Raw genomic sequence first — 20,621 nt, 5'->3', positions numbered from 1 at the left:
AACTTGATAAAAAAAGATTATAAACAGCTACAAAAAAAATTAGGTTATCAATTCCAAGATGAGTCATTGCTAATACAGGCACTGACTCATCGTAGTTTTAAAGGGGCGCACAATGAGCGTCTAGAGTTTGTGGGTGACTCGTTACTTGGAATGTTTGTCGCAGAGGCGCTTTATTTTGAGTTCCCTAAAGCAACTGAGGGTGAATTAACCCGAATGCGTTCGCAAATTGTAAAAGGTCAAACTCTAACTTCCATTGCTAAAGAATTTGAACTGAGCCAATGGATCAGACTTGGACCTGGCGAAATGAAAAGTGGCGGCTGTCGTCGTGACTCCATTTTAGAAGATGTAATCGAAGCTATTATAGGTGCGGTATATCTCGATTCAGGTATCGAGCAATGTAAAGAATTTGTTCTAAAATTAGTAAAAGAACGATTAGCCGATGTGGATCCAAGCAATGCACTAAAAGATCCTAAAACACAGCTTCAAGAGTGGTTGCAATCAAGAAAGCGACCATTGCCGGTATATGATGTCATAGAGACAACAGGGCAAGCACATAATCAAACATTCACCGTTAGTTGCACATTAGATGACGGTCAGCAACTCGAAGCGACAGGCACTAGTCGTCGCAAGGCAGAACAATCTGCCGCACGTAAAGCATTAGAGGTAATAAAAAAGTGAGTAAGTCAGAACAAAGCCAAGCGGAATTAGACGCATTATTAAGTAATTTAAATAACCGTGCTGATTTATCACAGACTAAAAAGTGTGGTTTAGTAGCTATCGTTGGTCGTCCTAATGTAGGTAAATCTACGTTGATGAATCACATCTTAGAGCAAAAAATTAGCATTACATCGAAAAAACCACAAACTACTCGTCACCGTATTTTAGGCATTCATACAGAAGACAATGAACAAGTTGTTTATGTTGATACTCCTGGGCTTCATAAAGAAGAAAAGCGTGCAATCAACAAGTTAATGAACCGAGCCGCGTCAAGTGCGTTAGGGGATGTAGAAGTTGTATTGTTTGTTGTAGAAGCTCTGAAGTGGTACGAAGACGATGAAATGGTATTGTCTAAAATTAAGCGTTCAAAAAAACCAGTCATGTTGTTGGTTAACAAAGTTGATGAGATAAAAGATAAAGAAACATTAATGCCGTTCTTACAAAAATTAGCGGCGTTACATGACTTTGCTGAAATTATTCCTATCTCAGCGGAAAAAGGCACCAACGTAGCGGCAATTAAAGATAAAGTTCGAGATTATTTACCGGAAAACCCATTCTTTTTCTCAGAGAATGACGTAACCGATCGTTCTTCAAGATTTATGGCTGCGGAAATTGTTCGTGAAAAACTGATGCGATTTTTAGGTGAGGAATTGCCTTATTCAGTTACGGTTGAAATTGAACAGTTTAAGTGGGATGAAAAGATTTGGCGCATTAATGCTTTAATTCTAGTTGAGCGTGAAGGCCAAAAGAAAATGGTTATCGGTTCTAAAGGTGAGAAATTAAAAGTCATTGGTCGTGACGCCCGTCAGGATTTAGAAAAGCTATTAGATGAAAAAGTATACCTAGAACTCTGGGTTAAAGTGAAAAGTGGTTGGGCCGATGATGAACGAGCATTACGTTCACTAGGTTACTCAGAAGACTAATCACACTGTACGTTTCATTAGGTATTATATAGTTAGATTATTAAGAGCAGGTTCAGTTTATGTCAAAGGAATTGGAATACTTACCTGCTTTTATACTCCACACTCGACCGTTTAAAGAAAACCAGCTACTAATGGAAATGCTGGTGGCTGGTGAAGGTCGTATTTCAATTATTGGCTACAAAGGCAGTAAAAAAAACACCGCAAAAACCGCATTAATGCAGCCATTTCGAGCATTAGTTGTGCAGTTTAAGAAAAATGCTGGACTTAGAACCCTCAAAACACTCGATGAAAATCAACTGCTATCAAAGCAATTATCGGCCTTAAAAAGCAAAAGCCTTTTTTGCGGGTTTTACTTAAATGAAGTGATTTGTCGTCTATGTACCGCCGATGCTGAATACGAAACACTTTATCCGCTATATGTTTATTCGTTAAGAAACTTATCTGATTTATCATTAAGCGCTAACTCTCATTTAGACGATGCACACACTAACTTGTATTTAGAGTGGATTTTGCGACAGTTTGAACATCGTTTATTACAAATGTTAGGTTATGGGATTAGCTTTGAACAAGAACTCACGATGCAACAATCGATTTGTGAGGATCTTCATTATCAATTGTTGGGCGATCAAGGTTTTGTTATTGATGCAGCTAAACCAAGTTCGCTTCATGGCAAAGATCTATTGGCAGTATCAGCACACTTAAATACTCAAGTGTCTTTAGAGGACTTTGTTTTATTAGACAACGAAGCGTTCCTCGCATTTAAACGTGAATTAACAATCGCAAAGTCAATTTTACGCGTATGTTTACATAGGCATTTAGGCGACAAACCTTTAAAATCCAGAGAATTATTTAGACGTTAGCTTTTATTTAAATAAGACTAACCGTAGCTAGACTTTATTTACGTAAAATAAAATTTAGCACAAGACTGTATTTAAAATTAATTGGAGTAACCATGAGTGAAATTCATTTAGGCGTTAATATTGATCATATCGCAACTCTTCGGAACGCCCGTGGTACAAGTTATCCAGATCCGGTTCATGCTGCTGCAGTTGCAGAACATGCAGGTGCAAGCGGCATAACTATTCATTTAAGAGAAGATCGTCGTCACATAAAAGACCGAGATGTTTATACGTTAGCAAAAACGTTACAAACTCGAATGAATCTTGAAATGGCTGTGACGGAAGAAATGATTCAAATTGCCACAGACGTTAAACCACCGTTTGTTTGTTTGGTGCCAGAAAAACGTGAAGAATTAACAACGGAAGGTGGCCTAGACGTTAAAGGTCAGTTCGATAAAGTAAAAGACGCTTGCGATAGATTGGCTGCAATCGGCTCAAAGGTTTCGTTATTTATTGACGCCGACAAATCGCAAATTCAAGCGGCTGCAGATTGTGGTGCGCCATTTATCGAAATTCACACTGGTCACTACGCTGATGCAGAAACCGATGAAGAGCAGGCTGCCGAACTGGTAAGGATAGCGGAGGGAGTAGAGTTTGCAGCGAGTATAGGTCTTGTTGTAAACGCAGGTCATGGTCTGCATTATCATAATGTTAAGCCTATTGCTGCTATAAAGGATATATACGAGCTAAACATTGGCCACGCTATCATAGCGAGAGCATCGATAGACGGCCTTGATAAAGCGGTACGAGATATGAAAACGCTAATGAACGAAGCACGTCAGGGCGTATAGTTATGTCTGTACTGGGTTTAGGAACCGATATCGTCGAGATAGTTCGCGTAAGCAATGCGTTGGTCAAGTCAAACCGATTGGCTGAGCGAGTGCTAACAGAAACCGAAATGACTCAGTTTTTAAATCATAGCCAACCAGATCGGTTTTTAGCGAAGCGTTGGGCCGCCAAAGAGGCTGCTGCAAAGGCACTAGGCACTGGTATTGGTAGAGGTATTTCCTTTCATCACTTTCAAATTAGCAACGACGATCTAGGTGCGCCAAGTATCCTGCTATTAGACGCTGCCAAAGAGGCTGCCAATCAAAAAGGCGTGAACGCAGCGTTAATTTCGATAAGTGATGAGCAACACTATGCTCTTGCTACCGTAGTATTAAGTGCATAGTGTTTGGCAAACTAAAACGGTAAATCTTTTATGATTGCCGTTTCTGGTTTGTTCACAGCGTTTGAAAAACTTTCTGCTAATCGCTCTGTCTCTTCGAAAACTTTGTGCCAATATCTAATTCGCGTAGAAGTATCTATTTTTTCAAAATCGGTTCTGTCTGGTATTTTGCTGAACGGCAAGCCACTCACAAACTCTTGTGAAGGCACTAACATTACCGTTGAGTCGTAATTGTGCGGATTAGCAGTGCGTTTTAAGTTTTTATCAAACCAGCCGGCTTTAGGTTTTGAATTAAAATGCGGGTAGAGCGTTAAACCTTCAGACTCTATTTTAAAATCAAAGTGATAGTCAATTATGCCACCATCTCGATACATACCTGCAGGCGCACCAGGGATATCTTTAATCCCTAACATCACCATGGGAATGGCGCCGCTTGCTAGTAGGGCTTGATGAAAGTTTTGCTCTGTTAACCCTACGTACTCCGTTGCGAACACGGAGGCCTCTTGATATTTTAATGCTTTTGGGGCGGTAGAAAATACCACTCTTTGGTACTGTTGCGTTAGCCGCTGACGACCTAGTGCGTTATTAAATAAACTTTTTGTCAAGCCAGCAGCTTGGTGCAATTTACTTTCTTTAGCTACAGCACCTGAACATAACGCGGTTATGAAATGAACCTTAAAGCGTTCATTGTTTAGTACTTGCTGCATATGATCTTGAGGCAATATTTGCGTTAACAGTTGCTCTGCAGCTCGAGTTACGCCTTGAGGTGAGGCATCAAGCGTAAAGTCAGTTTCAGAATATCGATAAGCAAGCTCTGTAATTGCAGCCACTGGATCATCTTGCGCCAAACAGGATGCTCTAAAGGCACCGGCAGATGACCCAACTAAATCTAAAGATGATTGTTTATTCTTGAAAAATTCGCCAAAAAGGTATTTGTCCAAACCAAATAAAGTAAACCATTTTGGACCGCCGCTAGCACCTAAAAAGGTTGAGAATAGCTCTGGGTTAAATCCTTGTTCTTGAAGTTTTTGTTTTGCGACAGGACCCGCATAGATATCAAGCACACTCACTCCTTGCTAAATAAAAAGAACATCATACCAAAGTGTTTACATTTAGTGACAATTTGTAATCGTGAACAACGTGCAATTTATCTTATCTGGCATTATTTTAACGCCACTTATGGTAAAAAGAACTGTAAAAGACGGAACTCTAAGGGAAATCAATGTTTAAAAAACTTTTATCGACAGGCGTTATTGCGTCTTCAATGCTATTTGGTGCTGCGATTGCAGACGAAGGCATGTGGCAACCACACCAGTTGTCTGAAATTAAAGATAAGCTAAAAGCCGCAGGCTTAAAGCTAGATCCAGAAAAAATGGCGGACTTAAACCAGTTCCCAATGAATGCAATTGTTAGCCTTGGTGGCTGCTCAGCATCATTCTTATCTGAGCAAGGCCTAGTGATCACAAACCATCACTGTGCTTACGGGTCAATTCAGTACAATTCAACAGAAGAAAACAACCTTCTAGTGAATGGTTTTGTTGCAAAAACCATGAGCGATGAACCACAAGCTTCTCCAAATGCACGAGTATATGTTACTGAGTCGTTAACTAATGTAACTAGCGACATTAAAGGTTCAATACCTAAAGGTGCAGAAGGCGTTGACTATTTTAATGCGATTGAAAAGCGCGAGAAAGAGTTAGTAGCCGATTGTGAAGCGTCACAAGATTACCGTTGTAATGTTTATAGCTTCCATGGCGGCGCAGAGTACTTCCTAATCAAGCAGTTAGCTATTCGTGACGTGCGTTTAGTTTACGCACCACCTTCAAGTATTGGTAAGTTTGGTGGCGACACTGACAACTGGATGTGGCCACGTCACACCGGTGATTGGTCTTTCTACCGTGCCTATGTAAATAAAGATGGTAAGCCAGCTGACTATTCAAAAGACAACGTACCATTTAAGCCAAAAGCTTTCTTAAAAGTAAATGCTAATGGTGTTGAAAATGGTGACTATGTGATGGTGCTTGGTTATCCGGGACGCACAAACCGCTACCGCACAGACGTTGAAGTAGAATCAACCTTTACCAACGTTTATCCGGCGTCAAAGCGCCTTCGTGAAGAGTTTATTGATGTAATTAAAGCAAACTCTGAAGACGGCAGTGAAGCGCGTATTAAATACGAGAGCACAATTGCTGGGCTAGCAAACTACGCTAAAAACTATGGTTCTATGATTGAGAGCTTTAACAAAGGCGACATGCTAGAGCGCAGAAAGCAGTTAACGGCAGATCTTACAAAGTGGATTAACGCTGACAAAAAACGCAAAGCTAAGTACGGTGATGCAGTTAATGACTTAGCCGCACTGATCATTGAGTCTAATAAAACGCAAGATGGTGATATTGTAATGGGCTACTTAGGTCGCAGTACAATGATGCGAGTTGCAAAAGGCTTATATCGCCTAGCACACGAAAAGCAGAAACCTAATGTAGAGCGTCGTCGTGGTTTCCAAGAACGTGATATGAAGCGTTTTGGTCAATACATGGCGGTAGTTAACAAGAGTTATGACGAAAAAGTAGAAAAAGCTTTGTTTATGCACTTTGTTAAAGAGTACGCGCAATTGCCAGCAGACCAGCGTAACGCTACATTTGATAAATTCTTTGGCCTACAAAATGGCTTAGATTTAGCAAAAGTAGAATCTCAAATAAATGCAATGTACGCTAAGACTCAATTAGATGAAGCTGACACTCGCTTAGCATGGATGGACAAATCTGTTGCAGAGTTTAAGGCAAGTGACGACCCGTTCATTCAGTTTGCTGTATCGCAATACGAAAATGACATGAAAGAAGAAGAGAAGAGCAAAGCACTTGGCGGAAAGCTACAGCAAGCTCGTCCTGCTTACATGGAAGCTATGATTGCCTTTAAGAAAAGCAGAAACGAAGCTGTTTATGCCGATGCAAACAGTTCACTGCGTATTACTTACGGCAATGTAAAAGGTTACTCACCACAAGATGGTTTAGTAGCAACTCCATTTACTACGCTTGAAGGTATGCTTGCTAAATATCAACCGGGCGACGATGAATTTGATTTATTTGAAAACATTCGTACGGCTATTTCTACAAAGCAATACGGACCTTATAAAAAAGAGTCATTAGGTTCAGTTCCGGTAAACTACCTTTCTACGCTTGATATCACTGGTGGTAACTCAGGCTCAGCAACATTAAATGCTAACGGCGAATTTGTTGGATTAGTATTTGATGGTGTTTACGAGTCAATCATTGGTGATTGGGACTATGATCCAACATATAACCGTTCAATCCATACTAGCGTTCCATTTATGTTATGGGTAATGGAAAATGTTGATGGCGCTGATAACATTATCGATGAAATGACGATTGTTAAATAATGCACGTCACTTAGTGACACCCTGATACATTTGCTAAAAGCAGTGCCAAGCGCACTGCTTTTTTTATGTTAATTAGTTATTATTCTGTTTAAACGTTTTGTTGCTGGTTTAATTAGGAAAAGTAAATGCCACCCGTCATAACAATTAATGATTTAAAGTTTGCCTACCCAACAGACCGCGACACCTGTGTGCTGGACATACCTAGCTTGTCTATTGAGGCGGAACAGCATGTCTTTTTATTTGGTCCTTCAGGCTCTGGTAAATCGACACTATTAAATCTTCTCACCGGCTTATTATTACCTGACTCCGGTGAAGTGCGAGTGTTAAATCAAGACTGGAAGGCAATGAAAGGGCGCCACAGAGACTCGTTCAGAGCGGAGCATGTAGGGTTTGTATTTCAGCAATTAAATCTTATTCCTTATTTAACTGTGTTAGAAAATATTCTATTAGGTTGCACCTTCTCTAAAAAGTCTAACTCGTACGAAAAGCTATTGCCTGAAATTAAAGAATTACTTTCTGATTTACAGGTATCAGTAGAGTTATTAAATAAGCTAGCCAAAAACTTAAGTGTTGGTCAGCAGCAACGAGTAGCTATTGCAAGAGCGTTAATTAAAAAGCCGGAAGTATTAATTGCCGATGAGCCTACTTCTGCGCTAGATGAAGCAAGCCGAAATGCATTTATGACGCTGTTATTTAAGTTGGCTAAAAAAGCAAAAACAACGCTGGTTTTTGTAAGTCATGACCAAACCTTAGCAAAGGACTTTGATAGGGTGATAGACATTCAATCGATTAACCAAGTATCTAGGAGCTACAAAGATGTTTTTTAAAGTAGCAAAACAGAGCTTATTGAGCCGTAAATCAAGTGTACTGCTAACAATATTAGCAATAACGATTAGTGTTTTTGTTTTACTGTCGGTTGAGCATATCCGCCACCAAGCAAAACAAAGTTTTAACCGGACCGTGTCAGGCGTGGATTTAATCGTTGGGCCTCGGACAGGACAGCTAAACTTGTTACTCAGTTCGGTATTTCGAATTGGAGATGCTAGTAATTCAATAGAATTTAGTACAGTTCAAGAGTTAGAAAAGCACCCTATGGTTAGCTGGGTTATTCCAATTGCACTTGGTGATTCGCACAAGGGGCATCGTGTCATGGGAACAACAACTGACTATTTTGTTCATTATAAATATGGTGCAAAACAAGCATTAACTTTTAGTGAAGGACGAGCATTCTCTGCGACATATGATTTAGTATTAGGTGCCGATATAGCTGCAAAATTCAACTACAGCATTGGTCAAAGTATTGTCTTATCGCACGGTACTGGCGTAACGAGTTTTAGCCATCATGAACAAACCCCATTCACAGTGGTTGGCATTTTGAGCCGCACCGGAACACCTGTAGATCAAACGTTGCACGTTAGCTTTGAAGGGTTGCATCACATGCATGAAGCCGAGTCTTCAAATGTAATTACTAATGAGCATCATGAGCATCATGAGCATCATGAGCAGCATGACGAACATGAAAACGAACATGACCATAACCACGAACACGAACACGAACACGAACACCAGAGTGAAGACAGTCAACAATATGCGCATGATCACGACCATAAAGTTAGTGCAGTTTTTGTTGGGCTAAAAGCTCGCTTTGCCAGTTTGGTCATGCAGAAATGGGCGTCTGATTACAAAAAAGAAGCACTTACGGCCATTATGCCAGGTGTTGCCTTAACGCAATTATGGCGTTTGGTTGGGTCAATTGAAGTTATTTTACAAGTGATTGCAGTACTTGTTTTGTTAACAACGCTGATTGGGCTAAGCACTATGTTGTTAGCAACGATGCGCGAACGAACACGAGAAATTGCAATACTGAGAGTTTTGGGTGCTTCGCCATTATTTTTATTCACTCTTATTGAGCTAGAGGTCTTAGTCATTACGATATTGGGTAGCCTGTTGGGCGTTGCAATGCTGTGGATTGGCTTATTGGTATCGGAGCCTTTGCTAGCGTCCAAACTCGGGTTGTTTGTTGATACAAATCCGGTATCGGAAAATGCTTTAATAGCTCTTGGGTTAGTAGTAATAGGCAGTTTAATAATGGGACTAATACCTGCAATAAATGCGTATAGACATTCGTTGCAGGCAAATTTAACTAATAACTAAAATCGAGTAATGGCTAATCTGCAGCAACAATTTCCCTAACCAATAGCTGCAGATTGGTATTGCCTCTAAATTCATTGATATCAAGTTGATATACGATATGAACTTGTCGAGCATTGGGGTTAGGCCAAAGTTCAAGATCTGCGTTAAAGTGGATCGCATCAAACAGTTGCCCTGCCGCATTGCACAAAACAAGTTTCAAATGCTTAGCGCCAACTAAACGCTGATTAATTACTTCAAACTGACCATCAAACGTTGGCTCAGGAAACCCTTGACCCCAGGGGCCTGCTAAATCCAGTTGTTGACTAAAATCCGTTGTAAAGCACTCGGCTGGAAGCTCACCATCTGTTAACGTCACTTGTGTAAGTACATCTTCAGAAAGGTGATTAAGTAAAACGGCATCCAAAGCACTATTAAACTTGTCATAATTATCTTCACGAATGCTCAACCCTGCAGCCATCGCGTGACCACCAAATTTAATTATGATGTTTGGGTAGCGAGTGTTTACTTCGTCGAGCACATCTCGAATGTGTATACCTGGAATAGACCGTGCGGAGCCTTTTAATTCGGTAATCATCTGGCCGCTACTATCCGTTTTAGTCTCACCTTTAGCAAACGCAATGGTGGGCCGGTAATACTTTTCTTTTAAGCGTCCAGCCACAATACCAATTACACCCTGATGCCAGTCAGGCTTATAAACGGAAATACCGTTCGGCAGAGCTCCATCGAGTACTTTTAATTTACTAACAACGCTTTCTGCCTCGAGTCTCATGCCTTGCTCAATATCTTTTCGCTCGTTGTTAAGATCATTTAAATCTTCAGCCATTTTTAAGGCTTGGCCGTAATCATCAGTTAGTAAACATCGAATACCAAACGACATATCATCAAGTCTTCCGGCAGCGTTAAGCCTAGGACCGATAACAAAACCGAAATCTGATGATTTTACTTTATGCAGATCTTTGTTACTCATTGCCAACATGGCACGAATGCCCGGGCGACATAAACCACTTTTTATTCGAGCAAGACCTTGGTGAACCAAGATGCGGTTATTCTCATCAAGCTTAACAACATCGGCAACAGTACCTAATGCGACTAAATCGATAAACTCAGCAAGGTTTGGGGCTGCTATTTGGTGGTTTTCGTACCAACCTTGGTCGCGCATGTAGGCTCTTAGGCCTAATAGCAGATAAAAAGCGACGCCCACACCGGCTAAATTTTTACTTTCAAATTCACAACCAGGTTGATTAGGATTAATTATCGCATCAGCATTCGGAAGTTCCCGACCCGCTAAATGATGATCGGTAACAATCACCTTAATGCCAGCTTTTTTTACTAGGTCTACACCGGCAAGACAGGAAATACCATTATCAACAGTAATAACAATATCAGTGCCTTGTGAAATTACATCCGCGGCAAGCTCTGGGCTTAACCCGTAACCATAATCAAAACGGTTGGGTACTTTATACGCAACATTTTGAAACCCTAATTTACGAAGACCTAGCATCATAAGAGCTGTGCTGGTGGCGCCATCAGCATCAAAGTCACCAACGATTGTAATATGCGATTGTTGTTTTAAAGCATCAAATAAAATGGGCGTTGCGTCGGAAATACCTTTTAATGAATTAACAGGTAATAATTCGCCGGCTTTGCGTTTGATTTGGTCTGCAGATGTGATACCACGGCCGCTATAAATGCTTTGAATAACAGGGTGAAGTGACGATGAAAAAAATGGCGCGTTATCACTAACACGCCTTTTAATATTTAAACTCATAAAGGTTAACGCGCTAAGTCTTGTAATAGCGCTTGTGGTGGCTTGTAACCTGGGATCATAGACCCATCTTCAAATACAATTGCAGGAGTACCAGTCACACCCGCTGCTTGGCCTAAGTTGTAATGAGCCATAATAGGAGCATCACAGCTCTCGGCACTTACGTTACTGCCGCCTTTGGCTAACGTCATGGCTTTTTGTTGATCAGCAGAGCACCAAACCGATTTTATTTCGTTAAACCCTTGGCTATTAGCACCTGAACGAGGAAACGCTAAGTACTGAACCGTAATACCTAAGTCATTATATTGATCCATTTGCGAGTGCATTTTTTTACAGTAGCCACATGTCGTATCTGTAAAAACCGTAACTCTATACTTTTCGTTCTTGGCAGGAAAAACAATCATTGAGTCTTTAAACTCATTCACACCACTTATTCTTAAATCTGCTAATGCCGCTTCGGTTAAATTTACCATACCGGCATCTAAGTCAAAGACACGACCAGCTACGAAGAACTTGCCGTCTTCCGATGTATAAAATAAACCGCGGTTGGTTTGAATTTGCAGTAAACCCGGCACTGGAGAAGGTTCGATTTTATTTGCTTGTAAGCCAATTCGTAATAATTTCGATTTTATTGCCGCATTAATCTTCGCATCTTCCGCGTGACTTGCAAAACTGCCGACAAATAAGCTAAATGCAGTTAATACTACTGCGGAAAGTTTCATTATTTTCATTTTCATTCCTGTTGATGACTACATTAACAAGACCGCATAGTACCAACAAAAGTTTCCTACTACAGCCGAGATTTTTGTTTATTCACCGCTTTTACACAAATACCACTATCCGCGAGGGTGATGTTCTTGATGTAACGATTTCAATCGTGCTTTCGCAACGTGAGTATATATTTGTGTGGTTGATAAATCACTATGTCCCAGTAACATTTGTACAACCCGCAAGTCAGCACCGTGGTTAAGTAGATGAGTTGCAAAAGCATGGCGCAATGTATGTGGCGATAAATGAGTATTAATGCCACAGATATTGGCGTAATACTTTACTCTATGCCAAAAGGTTTGCCGAGTCATTTCATTACCCCGCCTTGACGGAAAAACCACGTCCGAAACACCTTTTAATAACTCATTCCGTTCGGTTTTTAAATAATTATAAATCAGCTCCGAGGCAGTTTCTCCCATAGGTACCAAGCGTTCCTTATTGCCTTTACCAGTTACTCGCACTAAGTTTTGTTGCAAACTTATATTACTTAAGCGAAGACTTACTAACTCTGTTACCCTTAAACCTGTTGCGTATAAAAGTTCAAGCATAACTCTATCTCTTACTTCAATTGGGTCTTTTAGGTTTTGGCAATTAAGCAGTCTTTCTACATCTTGCTCCGATAGTACTTTAGGCAGAGATGCCTGAATCTTTGGAGCCTGCGTCAAGGCCGTTGGGTTGTTTTTTCTTGCTTGTATTGCGATCAGGTATTTGAAAAAACGCTTTATTGCACTTAGGGCACGCGCATTTGTTCGATGTTTATATCCCGATTCAATACGTTTTGCTAAAAAGGCTTCAATGTCTAAGTCAGTGCACTCAACAACATTACTATCTATCGATGTTAAAAAAGCGGCAAAATGATTTAGGTCGGTTCGATAAGCTGACAAGGTATTGTCACTTAGCCCTTTTTCTAGCCAAAGGTGATCTAAAAATTGATTGAATAGCTTAAGGTTAGGGTTTTCAGTCATAAATCATTCATATAGTCGTTTGTGAGTCTTCTTTCAGTCTAAGCAGTTTGCTAAACTCCTCGGCAATTATCTTCGCTAGTAGTTTTACTTTACCGAATGGGAGCGTCAATGAAAATCGGTTTATTTTATGGTTCGACAACTTGTTATACAGAAATGGCAGCGGAAAAAATTCAAGCTCGATTAAATACTTTGTTTGATGCGCCCATTGTTGAGCTATTTAATATAAAAGATGTTCCTGTAACCGACATGTTAAACTTTGACTGGTTAATCTTAGGCATATCCACATGGGACTTTGGTGAACTTCAAGAAGACTGGGAAGGTCATTGGGATGATGTTGAAGCGCTCAATTTATCTGGCAAACAAGTAAGTATATTTGGTTTGGGCGACCAAGTGGGATATGCAGAATGGTTTCAAGATGCAGTAGGCATGTTACATGATGTTGTGGTTGCTTGTGGCGCAGCTCCTATTGGTTACTGGCCAAACTCTGAAGAATATGACTTTATCGCTTCAAAAGCGTTAACGGCAGATAAGTCTCACTTTGTTGGTCTAGCATTAGATGACGAAGGCCAATACGAATTGTCAGATATTCGTATTAACGCTTGGTGCGAGCAGTTATTAGAAGAGATCTCATAAAGAGCGGTACAATTCGCTTTTGAGTTCATCTTTTAATTTAACAAGGCTAGTTGGACGAATATCTTTCTGCAAAATATCAACTAGCTCCAACTTTCTTCCATTCATCACTATCAACTTATTACTGTTTAACCACTCTAGTGACTGAAGCTGGGCATTAACAGTAATGATGTGTGAAAGGGTATTTTCGTTAATATTAAAAATAAACACTCCGGTTTTTTCATTGTCTTGTTCGCGTAATAACGCCACTTGTTGAGTATCGTTATTTACAGAGAATGTGTAGTCACCACGCCCGTCTCTGGGTGTGTCTACCAACTGTGTTTTTTTATTGGTAGTTAAGTCTAATGCCATAATGGAATGGGTTTTTGCACTATCATCTTGTTGCGAATAAATAAGCGTATTATTGTCTAAATAAGCCATTTTTAATCGAGTGTTCCAAACGCCACAACCTTCTATGTTTTTCGATTTATCAGTAACCTGGAAACCACCTTCATCCAAAACAAGTGTCTTTATTTGGCATTGTCCATCCTTGTTCAACATAAACGCGACCTCTGCCCCTGACGGTGCGAAAACAGGAGCCGTAATTGCTTCGTTTTCTGAACGGTAAACTACACGTTGATTGGGTGAGAAAGTATCTTTTATTACCAGAGAATAACGATCGTTGCTCTGAATAATGAATGTTAGATACAAGCCATCCGGTGATAAAGCAACACTATTATTTTGAGTAACATCCTGATGAATAAGACTCCATTCGTGAGGTCCTAGTTGATCTGTACCTTGTGTCGAGCTTTCGATATATCTGGAGGACAGCCAGGCAGTAGAAACGACTAATATTAAAAATATGAACGCCATTTGTTTGATAGAAAAGCGAGCCGCGTTTACACCTTCATACTTCGGACCCGGCGGAATATCAGTGTAAGGAGTGGGATCTGCCTGTTTATCACCGCTCACAATATGGTTTTCAGGCGATGCACTGTGGCAGTCGATGATTTTTACTTTGCCGACAAACTGATAACCAGCTTTTGGAATAGTTCGTATATATTTGCCTTTGGCATTTATTTTGGCTTCAAGGAGTTTTCTTAATTTAGAAACATACGCAGTGATCGTGCCGTCTGCGCGGGCATTTTCTATACCGTATAATTCGTTATAAATCTCTTCTCTCGAAACCACGGTATTTCGATTGTTTAATAAAAACTGTAATAATAGCGACGTTTTAGGGTCAATTGCTTCATCTGGCAATGAAGTGGCATACTTCAACGTTAATGTTGACGGATCAAACGTCCAATCTTCAGTGACGTAGAGTTTATTCAATGGCCGACCTCAACTTAATTACAAACTGCATAATTATAGTACAAATATTTGTGGTTCTTCTTTAAGGATATTCCTTAGGTATTATCTCCATATGAATAATTCGCCAGATGATAATGACCTATAATCGGTAATTTTAAACTAATCTAAAACGATTTGTCACTACGTTAAATTTAGTATTTTAAGTTTAAGTCATTTATCCTTACACAATAGACTCTAAATAATATTAGGACGTTATCAAATGGCGAAAAAAACAGCATCTGCCTACCACATTCTGGTAAAAACTGAAAAAGAAGCCTCTGCTCTAAAAGAAAAATTAAAAAAAGGTGCAAACTTTCAACAGTTAGCGAAACAAAACTCTCTATGTCCGAGCCGTAAAAAAGGTGGTGATTTGGGAGAGTTTTCTCAAGGCGATATGGTGAAACAATTTGATGATGTTGTGTTTAAAAAGCCGATTTTAGAAGTGCATGGGCCTGTAAAGACCAAATTTGGCTATCACCTCATCAAAACAGTTTATAGAAGTTAAGCGAGCAACGCTGCCAGTATATTTATAAATGGTTAACGACAGATACTAATACACTGTCGTTAACCGAGATTGCTAACGGTAAACGATCTGTGACTTTAAAGGTGCTAATTTTTGTAAAATTAGGTTCTCTTGTTGCGCTGTTAGGCCAATGTCACGCATCGCCCCCTGCACATATTCTACAAGCAGAAAAAACTCAGCATCGGTTATGTTTAAGCCTTTGTGTGAGGTAGTCATTTTTTCACCATCATACTTACAAGGACCCCCAATAAGTTCACAAACTTGATTAGTGAGTTGCATTCTCAAGTGCCTTTTAGGTACCTCTTTAAAATAGTGGCCTATTTTAGGATCGTTGTAGATACGAGTAATGGCTAAACCAAAGATATTCGAAAGCGTTTCTTTGCCTCCAATATCCTGATAAAGCGACTTGGATGGACTTGAACATGCTGTTACGGATAGACAGAAAAAAACTAAAATTAAATATTTCATATTATAAATTCGCCGTAATGCTTAAGTAAAAACCGGTAGAGCTCGTTTGAAAAGGCAGATTACCTAAATCCACTATCGCACCGGTAACTGACCACGTTTTTGACGGAAGGTAGGTAATGAAAAAGTCGGTTGCCGTGTCCGCTTTTGCAAGGCCGCCTAATCGATCCGTTTGCTGACGGACTTCAGCACCAATAATCGTATTTGTGCCAGTGAACATAGCTAAACTAGCCGCCCACTCTAACGCATAGTCATCATCAGTCGCTGAGCCAAATCCTAATAAGCCAAAGGTATTTGCTTTGGTATAACGGGCCGTCGCGTTAAACAGCAAATTATTGCCGTTTGCAGCTCCCAACCAAACCTTAGTGGCGCTAACGTAGATGTCGGTACCACTATCATCTTTTGCGCCCAGCAGTGCAGGAACACCAGTGTTAGGCACTGGTACTGCGGCATTAAATAAGCTCAGAGAGTTATCAAAGCTGCTATTTTTTTTATATTGAAGCCCAATTGCGACTTGCGGAAGATAGGTGCTTTCGGAGAACACGGCATCACCAAAAACTTTATATTTTAGGCCAACGACAGTTTGTTCTATTTGTGTGCTAGGTGCGATTAGTGCTGGTGTAGGTCCGCCAGTTAATGCATTAAAAACATTAGTTACTACGCCAGATGATACATCAAGACTCTGTTTTTGAAGACTAACTTCAAATGTATCGAACGCGCCAATAGAAACACCGAAACTGTTAAGTTGGTACTCACCGGTTGAAAGGTTTTGTAAATTGGCCGTAGCGGCGACTTCATCTTGACTTGCGTAACCAGAGATAAGTGCCCATGGCGTTAAACCACCTCCAGCTGAACCTTCAAAGCTTGTAATACCGCCGGTCGCAATGAGTTTACTGCCGGTGTCTGAAAGTGCGGGAAAAGATAATAAAATAGAGCTGAAAGCGAACGCATACAAACCGCGATTGCGTTGTGTAGTCATAAGAGAACCTTGTTTTAAATCATTGTTATTAACAATACTTGATTCTTATTGTGTTGCAATATTTGGCAATAAAAAAGCCCACTGAGGTAAGCAGTAGGCTTTACGAGACTTAATGCCAACAATTGTACCTTAATAGATAATTGTTAACGAAAATAAGTTATAAACTTATATTTATCTATTTAAAAGGATTGGCCACTGTTTAACGAGCCTCTGCTAGCTCGACTTGGGCTGCTCCAGTTAAAATCACTATATTGTGAACCAGAACCTTTTAATTGCACTGAATAGTTACTTGCGGTGCCTGAATTTTCAGAGACACCGGTATCATCAGAACTTGTGCCAGCAGCGGCACCATTAGAAGCCTGAATCGTACCTTCGTAGCTAATAAATTGAACCACTTCACCGGCGTCGTTAATTAATACTAAACCGTCAGGACCATTTTGTAATCCAGATGCGGTAAAGCCTAACGCACCAAATCCATTGCGCTCATTATCAATTGTGCCTGATAAACTAATGGTTTTATAAACTTGACCATTGCCGCCGTTGACAGCTTCTATTTTCCAGCCAGAAAGGTCGGTGCCAGCAACGCCTGCAACTTCGATAAATTCATTTTTATCGGTGCCGCCATTGTCATAATGGAACTCATTGATCCATGGCTGAGCTTGTGTTGTGCCTATAAAGGTCTGATTGGTATTTGTATTGCCAGAAGTATCAGCCATTACGTTTGACCAAGTAAAATCGCTATAACTTGAGCCAGTGCCCGTTAACTGAAGTGAGTATCCAACAGGTGTTGAAGTTGTTTCACTCACATTAATATCGGTTGACGTTGCGCCTACCGCTGGTCCATTAGTTGCTGTGAAAGTGCCTTCATAACTTAAAAACTGAACAAGCTCACCTTTATCGTTTACTAATGCAAGGCCGTCAGGTCCGCCGTTTTGTAATCCGCTGATTGCAAACGATACAGTTCCAAAGCCACTTGTTTGATTTGGAATAGAACCAGATAAGTTTTTGGTTATATATGAAGTTCCATTGCTGCCGTTATAAGCAACAATTTGCCAACCAGATAAGTTTGTTCCAGCTGTACCAGCAACTTCGACAAACTCATTAATGTCGCTACTTACGTTGTCATAATGAAATTCATTAATCCACACACTGCTCACCGCCGGAGTAGTACCGCCGGTGCCACCAGTACCTGAACCACCACCTATGCCAGAACATATTGCTTCAAACACACATTTTACGTATTCCGGACGGTCTACAAATGGGTTTCTGTTGCCTTGAAAGCTATAAACGGCGTCGTTATGACGCTGCTCGTATGCATCAACAGGATCGTCATAATGCCACTGTAGCAATACTGACTTAAGACCCATGTACGCCACGTCCAAGTTTACGCCTTGGTTAGAGTTACCAATTAAAGTACGGTCGTCGGTTAAAATTAAATCAGGCTCGCTGACACCAGTAACACCGTGAGTGCCACCTTCATATCTTACTGCTAAATACATAAGCGCTCGAGCCACGTCGCCTTTACGACCTGCCCATGTTTGCCAAGAACCAGTATTACCTGAACCTGCCGTCCAGTTCGATTCCGATGAAGCACCACCACGGCCATTATTTACTAACGTCGTTTTTTCTATGCAGGTTAAGTCGCAGTTTGCGTAAGGCTTGTTGCTTCGGCTTGAGTTATAGCTACTATCAGCAATAAATAGGTGATGAGCGTCGGTATAAGCATAGTTTGTGCTGCCGTCTTTTGGAAAACCATAAGATTTTGGCCAACTATGCTCACGATTATAAAAAGTATTCCCGCCACCCGCTTTGGCGTAGCTAGCATTTTTATAGATATCAATAACATTGTTCGTGTTACTAGGATCTTGGTCGGCTGCTTCTAATATATCCCAAGTGTCAGTTGACGAAGAGGTATAAGGGAAGCGAGTATGGTCATCAATGATTTCATGTAACGAAGCACGCAAAGTAGAAGCGTTACTCACATTTACAGAGTCGTAATAACCCGTTGGAACATCTGCGATTGCAGAACTTGAGACCACCAATGAAGCGGCTAAAAATGCCGACTTATTGTTAAATTTTTTAAAAAACATAATTTTTATTCTTTTATTTTTAGGTAAAAAAAAGAGCCAAAATGCAGGGCATATTGACTCTTGATGTTCTCTACTAAACTCTCGATGACTAACTTTTCATTGAAGGCAAAATTATTAAGGCAATGAAACGAAAGGGGAAAAGAGAGGAAAAGCAGAGTGATGTTTGATAAATAATTAGTGTCGTAGTAATAGTGTGCTTTATTACTACTAGCTAGTGGCGGCGTCGATATGATAATTATATCTGCGGCCGAGGTAGCATCCGTGTAGTCGTTTGGATTAGACCTTCGACGGTCTAATATGTTCAGGTCCGCTTTCCGTGTGCAAAAGCGACTTAGACCTGGCTTTTCAGTGAATTTAACCTTTGAGGTCCTAAAAGAACAAATTTGGCGGTCAGCAAAGGTCTTTATTAAAAAAGTTTTGCTGAAATAAAATTGTTTGAAAATTAACTGAGTAATGTTCACAACAACGAGCCGTTTGGTCTTATTAAAAGGTCGGGCGCTATTGTGACCTGTTAAACACAATAAAACAATTATCTAAATAATAAAGTTATATAAAAAATTATTCTATATTTTGTGGTTTTTAGTACAGTTTTAAGAAAATTGAACAAATATAGCCGATATACAGTATGGTAGTTATGTACTAAAAATTACGTCGAGGATTGACCATGAAAAATGATTTAGACCTTCATATGTTGTTGAGAGTATTTGATAAAATAAGAACGAAAGGCGACGCAATTGATCAGGGCCATCAACTAGAAGGAATTAAAGCAGTGTCTGATTTTGATGGATACACGGTAGTTTTAAGCGATGTGCAGTGTAACTTAACTTTATTTTTTCATAACAAGTACGAGTTTGATTATCCTACTGCAACCGCCCGTGAACAATTTGAAAAAAGAATTTTATACATTGATAAGCACTTTTAATCCAAAGCTAGGCTCAATCATAGCTAAGTTCAATGTGAGCTACGTCCAATAAAAGCCAAGTTCAATAAAAACTAAGTTCAATCAAAGCAACCTTCACAAAAAACTAGGTGTCCAGCCATAGCCGCGAGCCTCTCGCAAATGGACACCTTATTCTAGCCGTCAACTATTTCTTAGAATCACGTCAAAAATAATTATCTTAAGGTTACGTTAAGGTTGCATGCCTATATTCAACCATACTTTAGAGATATTCCATCTTAAAATGAAACGGACGGTAAAGCCTAATGACTGGTATTTCCAAATATTTAGCAATAAAAGTGACGTCTATAACTGCTTTAAGCATTATGGTTCTTAGCACTCTAACAATAGACGCAGCGTTAGCGAGTCCGGCAAACTCCAGCGCTTTTGATTCAGCAGAAAGCCTGCGCACCATTCAAAGCAACACTCAAAAAGTTACTCAAAAAATTACTCAAAAAAGTATTCAGAAAAACTTACAGTCGGGACAAGCAGAGCTGCAATTAGAAACTATGCTGAGCGAAAATAAAGGTAAGGTTATTTATCTAGATTTCTGGGCGTCTTGGTGTATTCCGTGTCGAAAGTCATTTCCTTGGATGAATAAAGTGCAAGCAGATTATGCCAATAAAAATTTTACCGTGATCAGCATAAATGTTGATAAAGACTTCGGATTGGCACAACGCTTTTTAACTGAAATACCAGCTTCATTTCCTGTTATTTATGACCCAAACGGCGAGTTGGCCAGCAAATATAAATTACAAGGTATGCCAAGTAGTTTTTTGATCAATCGTGACGGTAAATTTGTGCGAGGTCACAAAGGCTTTTTCTCGAAAAAAATAGCCACTTACGAAACAGAGATTGAACAATTACTTGGTGATCAAAACCGTTAAATTAATTACTACGATACGCCAATAA

General features: G+C 40.0%; 20 protein-coding genes. 12 read left to right on the top strand and 8 right to left on the bottom strand.

What is annotated here, in order from left to right; translation table 11 throughout:
• Positions 1–6 precede the first annotated feature (6 nt).
• The 5 genes from rnc (at position 7) to acpS (ending at position 3,710) form a co-directional block, all read left to right on the top strand.
• On the top strand, positions 7–678 hold the full coding sequence (gene rnc, locus ACZ1GV_RS10460) for a ribonuclease III (RefSeq protein ID WP_472675893.1): 672 nt from the start codon (positions 7–9) through the stop codon (positions 676–678).
• The gene (gene era, locus ACZ1GV_RS10455; RefSeq protein WP_460850987.1) at positions 675–1,640 is read left to right on the top strand and encodes a GTPase Era; all 966 of its coding nucleotides are present in this window, start codon (positions 675–677) and stop codon (positions 1,638–1,640) included. The genes rnc and era overlap by 4 nt, the downstream gene beginning before the upstream one ends.
• A gap of 59 nt (positions 1,641–1,699) precedes the next feature.
• Positions 1,700–2,500: a DNA repair protein RecO gene (gene recO, locus ACZ1GV_RS10450; protein ID WP_472674117.1), complete on the top strand. Its 801-nt coding sequence runs from the start codon at positions 1,700–1,702 to the stop codon at positions 2,498–2,500.
• A gap of 92 nt (positions 2,501–2,592) precedes the next feature.
• On the top strand, positions 2,593–3,330 hold the full coding sequence (gene pdxJ / locus ACZ1GV_RS10445) for a pyridoxine 5'-phosphate synthase (RefSeq protein ID WP_472674116.1): 738 nt from the start codon (positions 2,593–2,595) through the stop codon (positions 3,328–3,330).
• A gap of 2 nt (positions 3,331–3,332) precedes the next feature.
• Positions 3,333–3,710 carry a holo-ACP synthase gene (gene acpS, locus ACZ1GV_RS10440; protein WP_472674115.1) on the top strand — a complete coding sequence of 126 codons (378 nt, stop codon included), beginning with the start codon at positions 3,333–3,335 and terminating at the stop codon, positions 3,708–3,710.
• Positions 3,711–3,721: 11 nt separating this feature from the next.
• Here acpS and ACZ1GV_RS10435 read toward each other — a convergent pair whose 3' ends face one another.
• On the bottom strand, positions 3,722–4,771 hold the full coding sequence (locus ACZ1GV_RS10435) for a patatin-like phospholipase family protein (protein ID WP_472674114.1): 1,050 nt from the start codon (positions 4,769–4,771) through the stop codon (positions 3,722–3,724).
• A 158-nt stretch (positions 4,772–4,929) separates the two neighbouring features.
• On the opposite strand from ACZ1GV_RS10435, the gene ACZ1GV_RS10430 reads away from it, so the two are divergent.
• The 3 genes from ACZ1GV_RS10430 (at position 4,930) to ACZ1GV_RS10420 (ending at position 9,258) form a co-directional block, all read left to right on the top strand.
• Positions 4,930–7,104 (top strand): S46 family peptidase, encoded by a 2,175-nt coding sequence (locus ACZ1GV_RS10430; RefSeq protein WP_472674113.1) that lies wholly within the window; start codon positions 4,930–4,932, stop codon positions 7,102–7,104.
• A gap of 125 nt (positions 7,105–7,229) precedes the next feature.
• Positions 7,230–7,931 (top strand): ABC transporter ATP-binding protein, encoded by a 702-nt coding sequence (locus tag ACZ1GV_RS10425; RefSeq protein WP_472674112.1) that lies wholly within the window; start codon positions 7,230–7,232, stop codon positions 7,929–7,931.
• Positions 7,921–9,258, top strand: coding sequence for an ABC transporter permease (locus ACZ1GV_RS10420; RefSeq protein WP_472674111.1), 1,338 nt, complete (start codon positions 7,921–7,923; stop codon positions 9,256–9,258). The genes ACZ1GV_RS10425 and ACZ1GV_RS10420 overlap by 11 nt, the downstream gene beginning before the upstream one ends.
• A gap of 13 nt (positions 9,259–9,271) precedes the next feature.
• Here ACZ1GV_RS10420 and recJ read toward each other — a convergent pair whose 3' ends face one another.
• The 3 genes from recJ to xerD form a co-directional block, all read right to left on the bottom strand.
• A complete protein-coding gene (recJ, locus tag ACZ1GV_RS10415; protein WP_472674110.1) occupies positions 9,272–11,026 on the bottom strand; it encodes a single-stranded-DNA-specific exonuclease RecJ in 1,755 nt (584 codons plus the stop codon).
• A gap of 5 nt (positions 11,027–11,031) precedes the next feature.
• On the bottom strand, positions 11,032–11,754 hold the full coding sequence (gene dsbC / locus ACZ1GV_RS10410; RefSeq protein ID WP_472674109.1) for a bifunctional protein-disulfide isomerase/oxidoreductase DsbC: 723 nt from the start codon (positions 11,752–11,754) through the stop codon (positions 11,032–11,034).
• A 105-nt stretch (positions 11,755–11,859) separates the two neighbouring features.
• Positions 11,860–12,756 (bottom strand): site-specific tyrosine recombinase XerD, encoded by an 897-nt coding sequence (gene xerD, locus ACZ1GV_RS10405; RefSeq protein ID WP_472674108.1) that lies wholly within the window; start codon positions 12,754–12,756, stop codon positions 11,860–11,862.
• A 108-nt stretch (positions 12,757–12,864) separates the two neighbouring features.
• On the opposite strand from xerD, the gene fldB reads away from it, so the two are divergent.
• A complete protein-coding gene (gene fldB, locus ACZ1GV_RS10400) occupies positions 12,865–13,389 on the top strand; it encodes a flavodoxin FldB (protein WP_472674107.1) in 525 nt (174 codons plus the stop codon).
• Here fldB and ACZ1GV_RS10395 read toward each other — a convergent pair.
• Positions 13,384–14,697 carry a winged helix-turn-helix domain-containing protein gene (locus ACZ1GV_RS10395; RefSeq protein ID WP_472674106.1) on the bottom strand — a complete coding sequence of 438 codons (1,314 nt, stop codon included), beginning with the start codon at positions 14,695–14,697 and terminating at the stop codon, positions 13,384–13,386. The genes fldB and ACZ1GV_RS10395 overlap by 6 nt on opposite strands.
• A gap of 238 nt (positions 14,698–14,935) precedes the next feature.
• On the opposite strand from ACZ1GV_RS10395, the gene ACZ1GV_RS10390 reads away from it, so the two are divergent.
• A complete protein-coding gene (locus tag ACZ1GV_RS10390; RefSeq protein ID WP_472674105.1) occupies positions 14,936–15,220 on the top strand; it encodes a peptidylprolyl isomerase in 285 nt (94 codons plus the stop codon).
• Positions 15,221–15,292: 72 nt separating this feature from the next.
• Here the strand turns inward: ACZ1GV_RS10390 and ACZ1GV_RS10385 are convergent, their stop codons facing one another.
• The 3 genes from ACZ1GV_RS10385 to ACZ1GV_RS10375 form a co-directional block, all read right to left on the bottom strand.
• Positions 15,293–15,706, bottom strand: a complete 414-nt coding sequence (locus ACZ1GV_RS10385; RefSeq protein WP_472674104.1) for a group I truncated hemoglobin — start codon at positions 15,704–15,706, stop codon at positions 15,293–15,295.
• A gap of 1 nt (position 15,707) precedes the next feature.
• On the bottom strand, positions 15,708–16,682 hold the full coding sequence (locus ACZ1GV_RS10380; RefSeq protein WP_472674103.1) for a DUF3034 family protein: 975 nt from the start codon (positions 16,680–16,682) through the stop codon (positions 15,708–15,710).
• 179 nt (positions 16,683–16,861) lie between these two features.
• Positions 16,862–18,772 (bottom strand): endonuclease, encoded by a 1,911-nt coding sequence (locus tag ACZ1GV_RS10375; RefSeq protein ID WP_472674102.1) that lies wholly within the window; start codon positions 18,770–18,772, stop codon positions 16,862–16,864.
• Between the two features lie 664 nt (positions 18,773–19,436).
• Here ACZ1GV_RS10375 and ACZ1GV_RS10370 point away from each other — a divergent pair.
• Together ACZ1GV_RS10370 and ACZ1GV_RS10365 are read left to right on the top strand one after the other, a co-directional pair.
• The gene (locus tag ACZ1GV_RS10370; RefSeq protein ID WP_210561521.1) at positions 19,437–19,694 is read left to right on the top strand and encodes a DUF3081 family protein; all 258 of its coding nucleotides are present in this window, start codon (positions 19,437–19,439) and stop codon (positions 19,692–19,694) included.
• Positions 19,695–19,975: 281 nt separating this feature from the next.
• Positions 19,976–20,596, top strand: a complete 621-nt coding sequence (locus ACZ1GV_RS10365) for a TlpA family protein disulfide reductase (protein WP_472674101.1) — start codon at positions 19,976–19,978, stop codon at positions 20,594–20,596.
• Positions 20,597–20,621 lie beyond the last annotated feature (25 nt).

The organism is Psychrosphaera sp. HA2-10 (assembly GCF_055693745.1).
Note: the sequence above shows the minus strand (reverse complement) of the source record. Positions and strands in the feature narration are given on the sequence as shown.